The organism is Streptomyces sp. NPDC056503 (assembly GCF_042794995.1).
GTDB lineage: Bacteria > Actinomycetota > Actinomycetes > Streptomycetales > Streptomycetaceae > Streptomyces.
Window position 1 is genome coordinate 1 of sequence record NZ_JBHTST010000184.1, and the last position, 14162, is coordinate 14162.

Annotated in this window: 11 protein-coding genes and 1 riboswitch; of the genes, 3 read left to right on the forward strand and 8 right to left on the reverse strand. The window is 75.9% G+C overall.

All coding sequences use genetic code 11. The features are described from left to right. Positions 1–94: 94 nt before the first annotated feature. The gene (cobC, locus tag ACFQ8C_RS34055; RefSeq protein ID WP_383465348.1) at positions 95–1777 is read right to left on the reverse strand and encodes an Rv2231c family pyridoxal phosphate-dependent protein CobC; all 1683 of its coding nucleotides are present in this window, start codon (positions 1775–1777) and stop codon (positions 95–97) included. 6 nt (positions 1778–1783) lie between these two features. Between cobC and ACFQ8C_RS34060 the strand changes: the two genes are divergently transcribed. After that, positions 1784–2524, forward strand: coding sequence for a ZIP family metal transporter (locus tag ACFQ8C_RS34060; protein ID WP_383465350.1), 741 nt, complete (start codon positions 1784–1786; stop codon positions 2522–2524). A 2-nt stretch (positions 2525–2526) separates the two neighbouring features. On the opposite strand, the gene ACFQ8C_RS34065 is transcribed toward ACFQ8C_RS34060, so the two are convergent. The 7 genes from ACFQ8C_RS34065 to ACFQ8C_RS34095 form a co-directional block, all read right to left on the reverse strand. Then, positions 2527–3867, reverse strand: a complete 1341-nt coding sequence (locus ACFQ8C_RS34065) for a cobyrinate a,c-diamide synthase (RefSeq protein ID WP_383465352.1) — start codon at positions 3865–3867, stop codon at positions 2527–2529. Continuing rightward, positions 3861–4469, reverse strand: coding sequence for a cob(I)yrinic acid a,c-diamide adenosyltransferase (gene cobO, locus ACFQ8C_RS34070; RefSeq protein ID WP_383465354.1), 609 nt, complete (start codon positions 4467–4469; stop codon positions 3861–3863). Before cobO ends, ACFQ8C_RS34065 begins: the two co-directional genes overlap by 7 nt. Beyond that, entirely contained in the window at positions 4469–6541 is a 2073-nt protein-coding gene (locus tag ACFQ8C_RS34075) for a putative cobaltochelatase (RefSeq protein ID WP_383465356.1), read from the reverse strand. Before ACFQ8C_RS34075 ends, cobO begins: the two co-directional genes overlap by 1 nt. Before the next feature lie 181 nt (positions 6542–6722). After that, complete coding sequence (locus tag ACFQ8C_RS34080; RefSeq protein WP_383465358.1) at positions 6723–8231, reverse strand: cobyric acid synthase; 1509 nt, start codon at positions 8229–8231, stop codon at positions 6723–6725. Continuing rightward, on the reverse strand, positions 8228–9211 hold the full coding sequence (locus tag ACFQ8C_RS34085; RefSeq protein WP_383465360.1) for a cobalamin biosynthesis protein: 984 nt from the start codon (positions 9209–9211) through the stop codon (positions 8228–8230). Before ACFQ8C_RS34085 ends, ACFQ8C_RS34080 begins: the two co-directional genes overlap by 4 nt. A 54-nt stretch (positions 9212–9265) precedes the next feature. Then, positions 9266–9348: riboswitch (cobalamin riboswitch) on the reverse strand. Positions 9349–9504: 156 nt separating this feature from the next. Further along, positions 9505–9726 (reverse strand): hypothetical protein, encoded by a 222-nt coding sequence (locus tag ACFQ8C_RS34090; RefSeq protein ID WP_383465362.1) that lies wholly within the window; start codon positions 9724–9726, stop codon positions 9505–9507. A gap of 27 nt (positions 9727–9753) precedes the next feature. Continuing rightward, positions 9754–11034 carry an anion permease gene (locus tag ACFQ8C_RS34095; RefSeq protein ID WP_383465363.1) on the reverse strand — a complete coding sequence of 427 codons (1281 nt, stop codon included), beginning with the start codon at positions 11032–11034 and terminating at the stop codon, positions 9754–9756. Between the two features lie 374 nt (positions 11035–11408). Here ACFQ8C_RS34095 and ACFQ8C_RS34100 point away from each other — a divergent pair, with 374 nt between their 5' ends. Both ACFQ8C_RS34100 and ACFQ8C_RS34105 read left to right on the forward strand, forming a co-directional pair. Further along, on the forward strand, positions 11409–12518 hold the full coding sequence (locus ACFQ8C_RS34100) for an alpha/beta hydrolase family protein (RefSeq protein WP_383465365.1): 1110 nt from the start codon (positions 11409–11411) through the stop codon (positions 12516–12518). 145 nt (positions 12519–12663) lie between these two features. Continuing rightward, positions 12664–14115: a hypothetical protein gene (locus ACFQ8C_RS34105; RefSeq protein WP_383465367.1), complete on the forward strand. Its 1452-nt coding sequence runs from the start codon at positions 12664–12666 to the stop codon at positions 14113–14115. The last annotated feature ends 47 nt before the right edge of the window (positions 14116–14162 follow it).

Genomic DNA, 14162 nt, shown 5'->3' on the forward strand with positions numbered 1-14162 from the left:
CAGGTGTGACGACACCGTCCGCCCCGGGCCGCGTCGACGGGCGTACGGCTCCGGGTGCCGACGGGCGTACGGCTCCGGTGGACCGCTCCGAGGCTCAGCCGGCCAGCAGAAGGGCCTGGTCCAGCGCCTGGAGGAAACGATTCGTCGTCGCCCGGTCCCGGACCGCGAGCCGCAGCCAGTTCCGGTCGAGACCCGGGAACGTGTCCCCGCGCCGCGCCGCGAACCCCAGCAGCCGCAGCCGCTCCCGTATCGCGTCCGCGCCCTCGATCCGGATCAGCACGAACGGCCCCTCGGCCGCCGCCACCGTCCGCACCTCGTCGAACTCGGCGAGCCCCGCGAGCAGATGCGCCCGCTCCGCGCCGATCCGGTGGGCCGCCAGCTCCGCCTCCGCCAGCGCCGTCCGCGACATGCACGCCTCGGCCGCCACCAGCGCCGGCGTCGACACCGGCCACAGCGGCTGCGCCCGCTCCAGGAGCGCCACCGTCTCCGGCTCCGCGAGCGCGTACCCGATCCGCAGCCCCGCGAGGCCCCAGGTCTTCGTCAGGCTCCGCAGCACCACCAGGCCCGGCACGTCCGTCCGCCCGGCCAGCGCCTCCCGCTCGCCCGGCACCGCGTCCATGAACGCCTCGTCCACGACCAGGTACCGCCCCGGCCGGGCCAGCGCCGCGATCGTCTCCGCCGGATGCAGCACCGAGGTCGGGTTGGTGGGATTGCCGATCACCACCAGGTCCGCGTCCTCCGGCACCGCCGCAGGATCCAGCCGGAAGCCGTCCTCCTCGCGCAGCAGCACCCGGCGCACCTCGTGCCCGGCGTCCCGCAGCGCCGCCTCCGGCTCGGTGAACTGCGGGTGCACCACCACCGGCCGGCGCACCGGCAGCGCCCGCGCCAGCAGGACGAAGGCCTCCGCCGCGCCCGCGGTCAACAGCACCCGCGCCGGAGGGAGGTCATGCCGCTCGGCCACCGCCGCGCGGGCCGAACGCCCGTCGGGGTAGAGCGCCAGACTTGTCAGGGAATGCGCTATCCGCTCCCGCAGCCAGTCCGGCGGGGTCGCCGTCCGGACGTTGACCGCGAGGTCGACGAGTTTCTCGTCCCGGACCTCGGCGTCACCGTGATGTCGCAGGTCGTGGGCTTGACTGTCCGTGTGGGGGCCGTCCGTGTGGGTGTCCATGTCCGCCGTCGTGTGGGGGGTGGGGATGTGGGGTGAGTCAGGCTCGCCAGCGATGTACCCGCACGTCAAGGGCAACAACCGTGCGACGGACGTCACTTCGTCCGGGGTGGGGTCCGTTATGTCCGGACGAAACGGTACGGAAGCGGCGATCGCGCAGGTCACGCGGCGCGACTTCCGCTTCGGCACCAGCAGCACGGCCCCCGGCCCCGCCGCCCTCAGCGCCGCCGCCTCCGCGACCGACGCCGTCCCCGTCGCCGCCAGCGGCACCTCGGACGGATGCGGCACCGCCACCCCGGCCAGCTCCTCCGCCGCGAAGCCCGTCACCGGCACCCCGAGCCGCTCCGCCGCCGCCACGATCCCCGGCTCCGCCACACGCGCGTCCAGCGTCGCGAACCCCGCCACGCGCGCGTACCCCCCCGCTCCGGCGAACCCCGCCCCCCGCGCGTACCGCCCCCCGGGTCCGGGCGCGATCCCCGCTCCCGTGGGCGCCGTCCCGGCGATCCCCGCCTCCCGGAGCGCCTCCAGGACCAGCGCCAGGACCTCGTCCTCCGCCGCGCCCGAGCGGACGCCCACGCCGATGTGCAGACCCGCCCCCCGATCCGCTACCAAGGGGCCATGGCTGTGCTCGTCGCGCTCGGCGCGTTCCTGATGACGCTCTTCGGCGGCTGGGTCGCGCAGCGCGTCACCGACCGCCGGCACCTCGTCCTCGGACTCGCGGGCGGGCTCATGCTCGGCGTCGTCGGACTCGACCTGCTGCCCGAGGCCCTGGAGGCCGCCGGGGAAGAGGTCTTCGGCGTTCCCCAGGCCCTGCTGCTCTTCGTCGGCGGCTTCCTCTTCGCCCACGTGGTGGAACGCCTCCTCGCCACCCGTCGCGCCGCCCACGGCGCCGAGACGGGGCGGAAGGCGGATGAGCGGACCCCGCAGGTCGGGCTCGTGGCCGCCGGCGCCATGGTGCTGCACAGCCTCATGGACGGCATCGCGCTCGGTGCCGCCTTCCAGGTCGGCGGCGGCATGGGCGCCACCGTCGCGCTCGCCGTCGTCACCCACGACTTCGCCGACGGCTTCAACACGTACACGCTCACCAGCCTGTACGGGAACGAGCGCCGGAAGGCCCTCGCGATGCTCGTCGCCGACGCGCTCGCCCCCGTCGCCGGCGCCGGCCTCGCCACGCTCCTCACCCTTCCGGAGGAACTGCTCGGCAGCTATCTCGGCTTCTTCGGCGGCGCCCTGCTCTACCTCGCCGCCGCCGAGATCCTGCCCGAGGCCCACCACGACCACCCCGCCCGCACCACCCTGCTCTGCACGGTCGCGGGCGTCGGCTTCATCTGGCTCGTGGTGGGCCTCTCCGGCGGCTGAGCTCACCCGCAGTGCCCGACGAACCGCGCGGCGACCTCGGGGGCCCCCGCCCAGTGGGTGTGCACGTAGCTCGCGTGCACCCCGCCCCGCACGAAGCCCTCCACCCGGGGCTCCGGCTGCCGCAGCCCCCAGGCCGGGGTCGCCCCGGCGCCCGGCTCGATCACCGTCCGGTGGAACTCGTGCCCCCGCAGCCGCGCCCCGGCGGGCGCGAGGACGCTGTCGCCGACGGCGACGGCGTCCCGGTACCCGAGCGTCAGCCGCTCCGACATCCGCGCGTCCGCGTCGAGCACGCCGCACATGGGCGTCCCGTCCAGCGACCGCGCCAGGTACAGCAGTCCGGCGCACTCGGCCGCGACCGGCGCACCGCTCCCGGCCAGCTCGGCCACGGCCTTCCGCAGCGGCTCGTTGGCGGCGAGCTCCGCCGCGTACATCTCGGGGAACCCGCCCCCGACGACGAGCCCGGACGTGCCCTCGGGAAGGGCCTCGTCCCGCAGCGGGTCGAAGGTCACGACCTCGGCGCCGGCGGCGGTGAGGAGCTCCGCGTGCTCGGCGTACGAGAACGTGAACGCGGCCCCGCCGGCGACGGCGACGACCGGCCGGCGCCCCGCCCGGGGCGCCACGACGGACGGGCTCCACGCCGTCGCGTCCAGCGGCGGCGCCGACCGGGCCAGCGCCAGCAGCCCCTCCAGGTCGCACCCGGCAAGCACCTGCTCCGCCTGCGCGGCCACCGCCTCCACGGCCTGCGCCTGCCGCTCGGCGACCGGGATCAGCCCCAGGTGCCGTGACGGCGTGGCCACCGCGGGGGCCCGCCGCAGCACCCCCAGCACCGGCACCCCCGACTCCTCCAGGGCCTCCCGCAGCAGCGCCTCGTGCCGGTCGCTGGCGACCTTGTTGAGGATCACCCCGCCGAGCCGCACCTCGGGGTCCCAGGCGGCGAAGCCGTGCACCAGCGCCGCCACCGACCGCGACTGCGACGAGGCGTCGACGACCAGCACCACCGGCGCCCGCAGCAGCTTCGCCACCTGCGCGGTGGAGGCGAGCTCGCCCTGGCCGGCGGCGCCGTCGTACAGCCCCATCACGCCCTCGACCACGGCCAGGTCGCAGCCCCGCGCGCCGTGCGCGAAGAGCGGCGCGACCCGCTCCGTACCGCACATGTACGCGTCGAGGTTGCGGCCCGGCCGGCCGGTGGCGAGCGCGTGGTAGCCCGGGTCGATGTAGTCGGGCCCCACCTTGTGCGGGGAGACGGCGAGCCCACGGGAGGCGAACGCGGCCATCAGGCCGGTCGCCACCGTGGTCTTGCCGGCGCCCGAGGACGGGGCCGCGATGACGAGACGTGCTACCACTCGATGCCCCGCTGGCCCTTCTGACCGGCGTCCATCGGGTGCTTGACCTTGGACATGTCGGTGACGAGGTCGGCGAAGTCCACCAGCTCCTGCGGCGCGTTGCGCCCGGTGATCACGACGTGCTGATGACCCGGACGGTCCCGCAGCACCTCGACGACCTCCTTGACGTCGATCCAGCCCCAGTGGAGCAGGTACGCGAACTCGTCGAGGACGTAGAACTTGTACCTCTCCTCGGCCAGGTCCCGCTTGACCTGCTCCCAGCCCTCGCGCGCCTTGTCCTCGTGGGACTGCTCGCCGTCGGCGACCTCGCGCTGGATCCAGGACCAGCCCTCGCCCATCTTGTTCCAGGTGACGGTGCCGCCCTTGCCGGTCTCGCCGAGCGCCTTGAGGGCGTTCTCCTCGCCGACCTTCCACTTGGCGGACTTCACGAACTGGAACACCCCGATCGGCCAGCCCTGGTTCCAGGCGCGCAGCGCCATCCCGAAGGCGGCCGTCGACTTCCCCTTGCCGACGCCCGTGTGCACCATCACCAGCGCCCGGTTGCGGCGCTGACGGGTCGTGAGGCCGTCGTCGGGCACGACGGTCGGCTGTCCCTGCGGCATTAAGCGGCCCTCCTGACAGAACGGTTGACTTGCGTTTCTCGTACGAGCCCGGCGATCGCGTCGGCGCGCAACTCGTCCAGGGTGACGGCGGTCCCGCCCAGATCGCGGGCGAGGCTCCCGGCGAGACCGAGCCGCACCGGGCCCGCCTCGCAGTCCACGACGACGCTCGCGGTGCCGTCGGCGGCGTGCAGCCGCGCGGCCCGCGCGGCGAGGCCCACCGGGTCGGGCCCGCCGCCGGTCGCCCGCCCGTCGGTCACGACGACGAGCAGGGGCCGGCGCGAGGGGTCCCGCAGCCGCTCCACCCGCAGCACGTCATGGGCCTTCAGCAGCCCGGCGGACAGGGGCGTGCGCCCTCCGGTCGGCAGCTCCTCCAGCCGGGCGGCGGCCGCGTCCACGGAGGACGTCGGGGGCAGCGCCAGCTCGGCGCCCCGGCCCCGGAAGGTGATCAGCCCGACCTTGTCGCGCCGCTGGTAGGCGTCGAGCAGCAGCGACAGCACGGCGCCCTTGACGGCGCCCATCCGCTTGCGCGCCGCCATCGACCCGGAGGCGTCCACGAGGAACAGCACCAGGTTCCCCTCGCGCCCCTCCCGCACCGCCTGCCGCAGGTCGTCCCGGCGCACCACGAGCCCCGCGCCGGACCGCCCGCGCGCCCGCTGGTGGGGGGCGGCGGCCCGTACGGTCGCGGACAGGTGCAGCTTGGTCAGCGCGCCCCGGGGCCGGGTGGCCCCGGTGGTCCGCCCGTGCTCGGTCCGCGCCCGGGACCGCCGCCCGGCGGCCCCCTCGCCGAGCCCGGGCACGGACAGCATCCGCGTACGGAACGGCTCGGCGGCCTTCACGGCGGCCCGCTCGCCGGCGGCACCCCGCGGCGCGGGTGCCGGGGAGGGCCCGGCCTCCTCCGGTACGCCGTCGGCCTCGGGCCCGGACGCCTCCTCCGGTACGCCCTCGGCCTCGGGCGCGGGCCCCTCGCCGCCCTGCGGCGGCACCCCTCCGCCGGGACCGCCGTCCCCGGGCCCGTCCGGCCCCGGGTCGGGATCCGGATCGTCCTCGGGACCGGTCTCGTCGCCCTTGAACCGCTCCAGGGTCTCGTCGAGCTTCTCCTCGTCGATCCCCGGCGCGTCGAAGGGATTGCGCCGCCGCCGGTGCGGCAGCGCGAGCAGCGCGGCCTGCCGCACGTCCTCGGAGGTGACCTCGTCCCGGCCCGCCCAGGCGGCGAGCGCGGTCGCGGTCCGGGCCATGACGATGTCGGCCCGCATGCCGTCGACCTCGAACGCGGCGCAGGTGGCCGCGATCTGGAGCAGCGCGCCGTCGCCGAGCACCACCCGGGGCAGCAGCCCGCGCGCGGCGACGATCCGCTCCCGCAGCGCGGCCTCCTCCCCGGCCCACCGCCCGGCGAACCCGACCGGATCGTCCTCGAACGCGAGCCTGCGCCGCACCACCTCGACCCGCTCCTGCGGATCGCGGGAGGCGGCGACCTCCACGGTCAGCCCGAACCGGTCGAGCAGCTGCGGCCGCAGCTCGCCCTCCTCCGGGTTCATCGTCCCGACGAGCAGGAACCGGGCGGCGTGCCGCACGGAGACGCCCTCGCGCTCGACGTGCGACGCGCCCATGGCGGCGGCGTCGAGCAGATGGTCGATCAGATGGTCGGAGAGGAGGTTGACCTCGTCGACGTAGAGGATGCCCCGATGGGCGGCGGCGAGCAGCCCGGGCTCGAAGGCCTTCACGCCGTCGGCGAGCGCCTTCTCGATGTCGAGCGACCCGACGAGCCGGTCCTCGGACGCGCCGACCGGCAGCTCCACCATCCGCGCGGCCCGCGCGTCCGCCCCTCCGTCCCCGTGCGGCCCGTCCGGGCACCCGGGATCGGGCGCGGCCGGGTCACAGCTGAACCGGCACCCGGCGACGACGGGCACGTCGGGCAACAGCTCGGCGAGCGCCCGCACGGCGGTGGACTTGGCGGTCCCCTTCTCGCCGCGCACGAGCACGCCGCCCACGGCCGGCGAGACGGCGTTCAGCAGCAGCGCGAGCCGCAGGTCGTCCATGCCGACGACGGCGGTGAACGGAAAGCGGGTGCTCATCGAGGGTTCCTCCCATGAAGTTGACTGTCGGCCGCCGACGGCGCGCGACCGCCCACCGGAGCCACCCGCGGGTGACCTCCCCGGCCGCACCGGTGGTGCGGGCGGGAACCGCGGCCCGGCCGGAGGCCGGGCGCGGCCCCCGCGCGGCGGGCCGGCGCCGCGCCTTCCTCCCGCGCGCCGCTCACGGCGCGCCCGGCGGCACGAAGGGCAGCCCCTTCGGAGCCCCCTCCTCGATGAGCCGCAGCAGCGCGTCCGTGTCCGCGTGCTCCTCGACGAGGTCGCCGAGCCGGTCCAGCTGTTCCTCCCGCAGCGCGCCGAACGAGGTGTCGGGCGCGGGGACGAAGGCTTGCCCGGCCGCCGCCGCCACCTCGCGCAGGAACGCGCGCCGGAAGCCGTCGCTCTCCAGGGAGCCGTGCCAGTGGGTGCCCCAGACCGCCCCGACCCGGCACCCGTCGAGGAACGCCTCCCCGCCGAGCACCTCCGCCACGCCGTGGTGGATCTCGTACCCCTCGACCCGCTCCCCGAGCGCCTCGCCGACCGGCCGGGCGAGGGTCTTCTCGCGCGCGAACCGGACCCGTACGGGCAGCAGACCGAGCCCCTCCACGGCGCCCGCCCGCGACTCGACCTCGTCCTCGATGTGCTCGCCGAGCGCCTGGAAGCCGCCGCAGATCCCGAGGACGGGACGCCCTTCCGCGGCCCGCCGGGCCAGCGCGTCCGCGAGCCCCCGCTCGCGCAGCCACGCCAGCGCCTTGACCGTCCCGCGCGTGCCCGGCACGACCACGAGGTCCGCGTCGGCCAGCTCCTCCGGGCGGTCCACGAACCGCACGATCACGCCCGGCTCGGCCGCCAGCGCGTCCACGTCGGTGAAGTTCGACATCAGCGGTACGGCGCACACCGCGACCCGCAGCACGTCCGCCCCGAGCGGCGGGGCGACGACGGACTCCCGGACGGTGCCCCGCAGCGAGACCCGCAGCCCGTCCTCCTCGTCGATCCCGAGCCCGTGCGCGTACGGCAGCACGCCGAACGTCCGGCGCCCGGTCAGCCCGTGCAGCATGTCGAGCCCGGGTTCGAGCAGGGTGACGTCGCCGCGGAACTTGTTCACCAGGTATCCGGCGATCAGCTCCTGGTCCTCGGGCGCGAGCAGCGCCGTCGTGCCGAAGAACTGGGCGAAGACCCCGCCCCGGTCGATGTCGCCGACCACGAGCACCGGCAGCCGCGCGGCCCGCGCGACGCCCATGTTGACGATGTCGGTCCGCCGCAGGTTGATCTCGGCCGGACTGCCGGCGCCTTCGCAGATCACCGCGTCGTGCGTGGCCCGCAGCTCCTCCAGGCAGGCGAGCACCGGTTCGAAGAGCGTCTGCTGCCGCCCCCCGTGGTAGCCGCGCGCGCTCATCTCGCCCACCGGCTTCCCCATCAGCACGACCTGGCTGGACCGGTCGCCGCCCGGCTTGAGCAGCACCGGGTTCATCAGCGCGGTCGGCTCGACGCGCGCGGCCTGCGCCTGCATGGCCTGGGCGCGGCCGATCTCGGCGCCCTCCCTCGTCACGAAGGAGTTGAGGGACATGTTCTGCCCCTTGAACGGCGCCACCTTCACGCCCTGCCGGACCAGCCACCGGCAGATGCCCGCCGTGACGACGCTCTTGCCCGCGTCGGAGGTCGTCCCGGCGACGAGCAGCCCCCCACCCCTCACTTCGTCCTCCGCTTCACCGTGTCCGTCAGGATCCGGCCGCCCACACAGGCGGCCAGGGTCAGCCAGGTCACCCGGCGGGAGAGCCGGACGGCCCGGTCGATGTCGGCGACCTCGACGGGCCGCCCCCCGCCGTTGAGGACGGGCCGGTGCTCGACCCGTCCGCCGTACGAGAGCGTCCCCCCGAGCCGTACCCCGAGCGCGCCCGCGAACGCCGCCTCGACGGGTCCGGCGTTGGGGCTGGGGTGCCGGCCGGCGTCCGCCCGCCAGGCCCGTACGGCTCCGCGCGGATCCCCGTCCACGGCGCCCGCCGCGGCGGCGAGCGCGGCGGTGAGCCGGGCTCCGGGCCAGCCGGCCAGGTCGTCGAGGCGGGCGGAGGCCCAGCCGTAGCGCCGGTAGCGGGGGGAGCGGTGGCCGACCATGGCGTCCAGGGTGTTGACGGCCCGGAAGCCGAGCAGCCCCGGCACGCCCGCGACCGCGCCCCAGACGAGGGCGCCGACGACGGCGTCGGAGGTGTTCTCGGCGACGGACTCGACGACCGCGCGGGCCATCGCGGGCCCGTCCAGGGACTCCGGGTCGCGCCCCACGAGGTGGGGCATCCGCTCCCGGGCGACCTCCAGGTCGCCGGCGGCGAGCGCCCCGCCGATGGCCCGGGCCTCCCGGCCCAGGGTGGTACCGCCGACCACGGCCCACACCGAGGCGGCGGTCAGCGCGGCGGAGGCGGTACGGCTGCCCCGGACCGCGCGGGCGGCCAGTGCGCCGGCGGCGACGGCGCCGCCCGCGCAGACGGCGGTGTGCAGGGCGCCCCGGCCCCGGTGGTCGCGCCAGAGGCGCTTCTCGACGGCGGCGGCGGCCCGCCCGAAGGCGGCGACGGGGTGGCCGCGGCGGGGATCGCCGAGGACCAGGTCGACGGCGAGGCCGGCGGCCGCTCCGTACGCGAAGACTGCGGTGGCTCGGGAAGCCACGGGGGTGCGGCCGGGCATGGCGGCGTGTCCTCACTCAGGGTCCGCGCCCTGGGTCGACGTGACCGGCGGCGAGAGTTCCTGACTCCCGGCCCGCGCTGATGGCTGGGGCCGGTCACAGTGGCGGGACCGCGCCGGAATCGCACCGGGCTTCCTCTCCATTGCCGCCGTATTGGCCCCGGCAGTCCACCACGCCCCGCGAAGGGCCGTCAACTCACCCTTGACCTGCGACGGGTCACTGTGCGGAGCACCACAGACACGAGGGCCGGGCCCGCCCTCGGAGAGGTGCGGACCCGGCCCTCGTGTTCCGTGGGTCAGGCCACGATCAGATAGATGCCGTACGCGACGGCGGCCGCGCAGAGCGCGAAGCAGGCGTAGGCGCCGGTGCGGGCGAGGGCGGCGGAGCCGCCCGAGGCCGCGGCCTTCTCCTGCTTGCCGAGGCCGACGATCCCGAGGGTGAAGAGGCCCACGAGGGCGACGGTCGCCACGAGGCTGACTCCGAAGACGGAGCCGAGAGCTGCCCAGTCGATCTTCATGGCTTGGTTCCCGTTTCCTTAGGGGTCTCAGACCGCGGCGGCGGGGGCCGGGGGAGCGGCGGGGTCGTTCGGGCCCGGCGCGGGGATGGTGGTCTTGAGGCCGTCGTCGGCGACCGCGGCGACGGAGCCGGCCGGCGGCGGCGGGGTGACGGCCGCGATGGCCGTGGTCACCACACCGGGGGTGCCGGAGTCGGAGTCGTCGCCCAGGTCGTCGGCGGTGACGTTGTGGTGGTCGACCGGCTGGCGGCGGGAGAGCACCCAGATCACGGCCGAGCCGCCGATCAGGAGGGCCGCGGTGACGGCGATGCCCCAGGTGCCCTGCTTGGTGAGGAACTCGGCGGCGGCGCCGACGAGGCCGGCGGCCGGGAGGGTCAGGCCCCAGGCGACGAACATCCGGGTGGCGGTCGACCAGCGGACGACACCGCCCTTGCGGCCGAGGCCCGCGCCCATCACGGCACCCGAGCAGGACTGGGTGGTGGAGAGGGAGAAGCCGAGGTGCGAGGAGGCCAGGATGACGGTCGCGGCGCTGGTCTGGGCGGCGAAGCCCTGCTGCGGCTGGAGGTCGGTGAGGCCCTTGCCCATGGTGCGGATGATGCGCCAGCCGCCGAGGTAGGTGCCGAGCGCGATCGCCATGCCGGCCGAGACGATGACCCACATCGGGGGGTTCGAGCCGGGGGCGACGACACCCTGGGTGACCAGGGCGAGGGTGATGATGCCCATCGTCTTCTGAGCGTCGTTGGTGCCGTGGGCGAGGGAGACGAGACCGGCGGAGGCGATCTGGCCGGCGCGGTAGCCCTTGGCGGTCGCCCTGGCCTTCGGGTCGGCCTTGATCTTGTACGTCAGCTTGGTCGCGGCCATCGCGGCGAGACCGGCGACGAGGGGCGCCGCCACGGCCGGGATGAGGACCTTGGTGACGATGGTGGAGCCGTTCACGGCCGACCAGCCGGCCGACATGACCGCGGCGCCGATGAGGCCGCCGAAGAGGGCGTGGGAGGAGCTGGACGGCAGGCCCAGGAGCCAGGTCAGCAGATTCCACAGGATGGCGCCGACGAGGGCCGCGAAGATCACTTCGGTGCGGATGCCCTCTTCGTTGATGATCCCGCCGGAGATCGTCTTGGCGACCTCGACGGACAGGAAGGCGCCGACCAGGTTCAGCACGGCGGACATGGCCACCGCCGTCTTGGGCTTGAGGGCCCCGGTCGAGATGGTCGTGGCCATCGCGTTGGCGGTGTCGTGGAAACCGTTCGTGAAATCGAACACTAGAGCTGTCACGACCACAATGGCGAGCAGCAGCGTGATGTGTTCCATTTACCCAGGCAATCGTTTGACGTCAGTGGCTCGTCGAACGTAGGCAACCTGAGTGAACGGAAGGTGAACTGGGTGGGGCATCACGGTGTCCCGAACCGGTGTCGTGAGATTCCGCTTAGCCTCCGGGACGCCTCTCTGTCCACCATCCGGTCACCCCGCAACCACGGGTAATCCCGCCCCACGCGGGACACACCGGACCCACCCCCGCATACGCCCGATCCCCGCGTTCCACCCCGTGGACGACTTCATCCCCACGGACCACCCCGCGAGGAGACCCTCGTCACCCCCAGGGGCGACCCCGCGCCGGGCCTCGCGGGCACCCTCCTGGCCCCGGCCCGGTGGCGCGCTCCGCACCGGCTCCCGAGACTGGGGACGTGCGCCCGGCTACAGCGACGGCAGCGGCCGTCACCACCCTGATCGGTCTCGGCGCGGCCGCGGTTGCGGCCGGCCGTCACGCCAGCGACGTCGCCCTCAAGGCGGCCTCCGGTCGCCCCCTCCCCGGCGACCCCAAGCTCACCGTGCACGCCACGGGACCCGAGCGGGTCACCCTCACCCGCAGCCTCGCCTCGCTGCGCCCCGGTACGTACGGGATGACGGCGCCCGGCCTGCACGCGGTCACCGGACCGGTCCTCGACCGCGTCCCGCACACCGCCGACACCGTCGTCCGCCGCCTCGAACGCGTCGAACGCGGCGCGCTGGGCCCCGGCAGCCGGGTCCGCCTGACCCCCCAGCTGCACACCGGCACCCCGGAGACGGCCCTGGGCCTGCCCCACGAGGACGTCGAGATCCCCGGCGAGCTCGGCCCGCTTCCCGCCTGGCTGGTCACGGGCCCGCGCTCCACCTGGGTCGTGGCCCTGCACGGCCTCGGCGCCGGCCGCGAGCACGCGCTGAACCTCGTCCCCTTCTACGCCCGACGCCGCGTCCCGGTCCTCGTCCCCGCCTACCGGGGCGACCGGGGCGCCCCCGCGCCCGCGGACGGCCTCGCCCAGCTCGGCGACACCGAGTGGCGCGACGTCGACGCGGTCCTGCGGTACGCGGTCCGGCGCGGTGCCACCAAGATCGTCCTGCACGGCTGGGGCACCGGCGCGACGATGGCGCTGCGCGCGGCGGCGGAGTCGGGGGTGCGCGACCGCGTCTCCGGCCTGGTCCTGGACTCCCCGGTCCTCGACTGGGAGTCCACCGTCCGCAACCTCGCCGTCGCCCGGGGCGTCCCGGGCCCGCTGGTCCCGCTCGCCGTCCGCGCCGCCCTCGGCCGCACCGGCCCGCACCCCGACCACACGGAGAACCTCCGCGTCCCGGTCCTCCTGGCACACGGCCCCGACGACACGATCTCCCCCTGGGAGCCGTCCGTCGAACTGGCCGCCCGCCGCCCCGACCTGGTCACCCTCCTCCCGGTCCGCCAGGCCCCCCACACCGCCATGTGGAACGCCGACCCCCTCCGCTACGAGGAAGCCCTGCGCCGCTACCTGACCCCCCTCATGTAGCGCCCCGCCGGCGCCACCGGCGTCCGGCGCGGAACGCGGGACGCGGCACCCGCGGAGGGCGTGGCCCGCGCCGACGGCGCCCCGCTCACGACGGCGTGGCGGATTCCGATTGGGCTTTCGGGCCGTCAGCGGGAAGACTGCCCCCGTGACGTCTCGAAAGCCCGATGAACCATTGGCGCGCAACTCCAGACTCCGCCTCGTCCGTCCGCGCTCGCTGACCACCGCCCGGCGGGCCGCGACCACGCGTCGCACCCGGCCCGCCCCGAGGCCGCCCGAGGGCACCCCGCCCCGCGCGGAGCTGGCCCGCCAGGCCAGGCTCGTCCTCGCCGACGCCGTACGGATCGCCCGCTGGGCGGCCACCCCGCGCGGGCCGCAGCCGGGTCTGCGCGCGGCCACGGCCCAGCCGGCCTCCGGATCCGCTTCCGCTTCCCTTTCCGCTCCGAGCGCGACCGCCGCCGAACAGGCCGCCGCCGCCCTCGACCTGACACCGGATCGGGTCCGCGCCGGCTGGGACCGCGCCCGGCTCGCCGGCCTGGTCGAACTGCACGGCGCCACCGTCCGCCCCGGCTGGCGGCTCCAGGCCTGGGACCGGGACGACTCCGCCGTGCTCCGCGGCTGGGTCGCGCTCCTCGACGCCTGGTCGCTGGTCCACCCGGCCCCGGAGGGCGTCGCGCCGGGGGCGGTCGCCGAGATCGTGGAGGCGGTGCCGCAGGTCCTGTCGCTGCTTCAGCTCTCCCAGGGCCCCGTCCTCGTCCCCGTCCTGCTCGACCTCCTGGGCCAGCGCGTCGACGAACTCCGCGAGGAGCGCTGCGAGGTCCCCGGCGACGGCGCGCCCGCGCAGCCCGCCACCCCCGCCGAGCGCCTGCCCGCCCTGCTCGACTGGGCGCTGGAGGGCCTCGCCGAGGTCGGCGCGCTCACCCTGGACGGGGAGGCCGGCCCGGAGGGACGTCACGCGACCCTGACCCCGCTCGGCAACTGGGCGGTGTGGGTCAAGCTGGAGCAGATCTGCGTGGCCGCGCAGAGCCCGGCCGGCAACATCGAGCAGTCCGCCGCCGACATGCTCCGCGGCTGCGCCCGGCTCACCCCGGGCCCGGCCCGGGACGAGTACCGCGCGTGGCTCGCCGCCCGCCCGCTGGCCGGCGCGGTCGCCGAACTGCTCGCCGCCGCGCGCGGCGAGGACGCCCTGCTGCGCGGCCTCGCCTTCGAGGCGCTGCGGGTCGTCGGCGCCCCCGCCGAGGCGGAGGTCCGCGCCGTGGTCGCCGAGCCCTCGCTGCGCCCGTACGCGCTGCTGTGGCTCGCCGAGTACGAGGGCACCGACCCCGACGACGCCTCCGAGGTCCTCACCCGCGAGGAGGCGACCTGGCTCTGGGTGGACACCGCGGCCGCCGTCGCCGACCACGGCGAGAGCGAGCTGCTGGTGCGGCACCTGGACTCGGCCGTCCAGGGCACCGTGCCCGCCCTCCTGGAGGAGGTCAGGGCCGTGGGCCACCCGAGGACCGTCCAGGTGCTCGTGGCCCTCGCCGCCGCCCACCCGGACCCGGCCCTGGCCAAGGCGGTCCGCCGGGCCGCCTTCCAGGTCCACACCGGCACGCCCTGACCCCGTCGGCGCGTGCCGGGCGGTCCGGGGCCGGGGCCCGTCCGGAC

Coding starts and splice junctions, on each gene's coding strand:
- ACFQ8C_RS34060 (WP_383465350.1), top strand. CDS start 1,784: ATGGCTGTGCTCGTCGCGCTCGGCGCGTTCCTGATGACGCTCTTCGGC.
- ACFQ8C_RS34095 (WP_383465363.1), bottom strand. CDS start 11,034: ATGGAACACATCACGCTGCTGCTCGCCATTGTGGTCGTGACAGCTCTA.
- ACFQ8C_RS34090 (WP_383465362.1), bottom strand. CDS start 9,726: ATGAAGATCGACTGGGCAGCTCTCGGCTCCGTCTTCGGAGTCAGCCTC.
- cobO (WP_383465354.1), bottom strand. CDS start 4,469: ATGCCGCAGGGACAGCCGACCGTCGTGCCCGACGACGGCCTCACGACC.
- ACFQ8C_RS34075 (WP_383465356.1), bottom strand. CDS start 6,541: ATGAGCACCCGCTTTCCGTTCACCGCCGTCGTCGGCATGGACGACCTG.
- ACFQ8C_RS34085 (WP_383465360.1), bottom strand. CDS start 9,211: ATGCCCGGCCGCACCCCCGTGGCTTCCCGAGCCACCGCAGTCTTCGCG.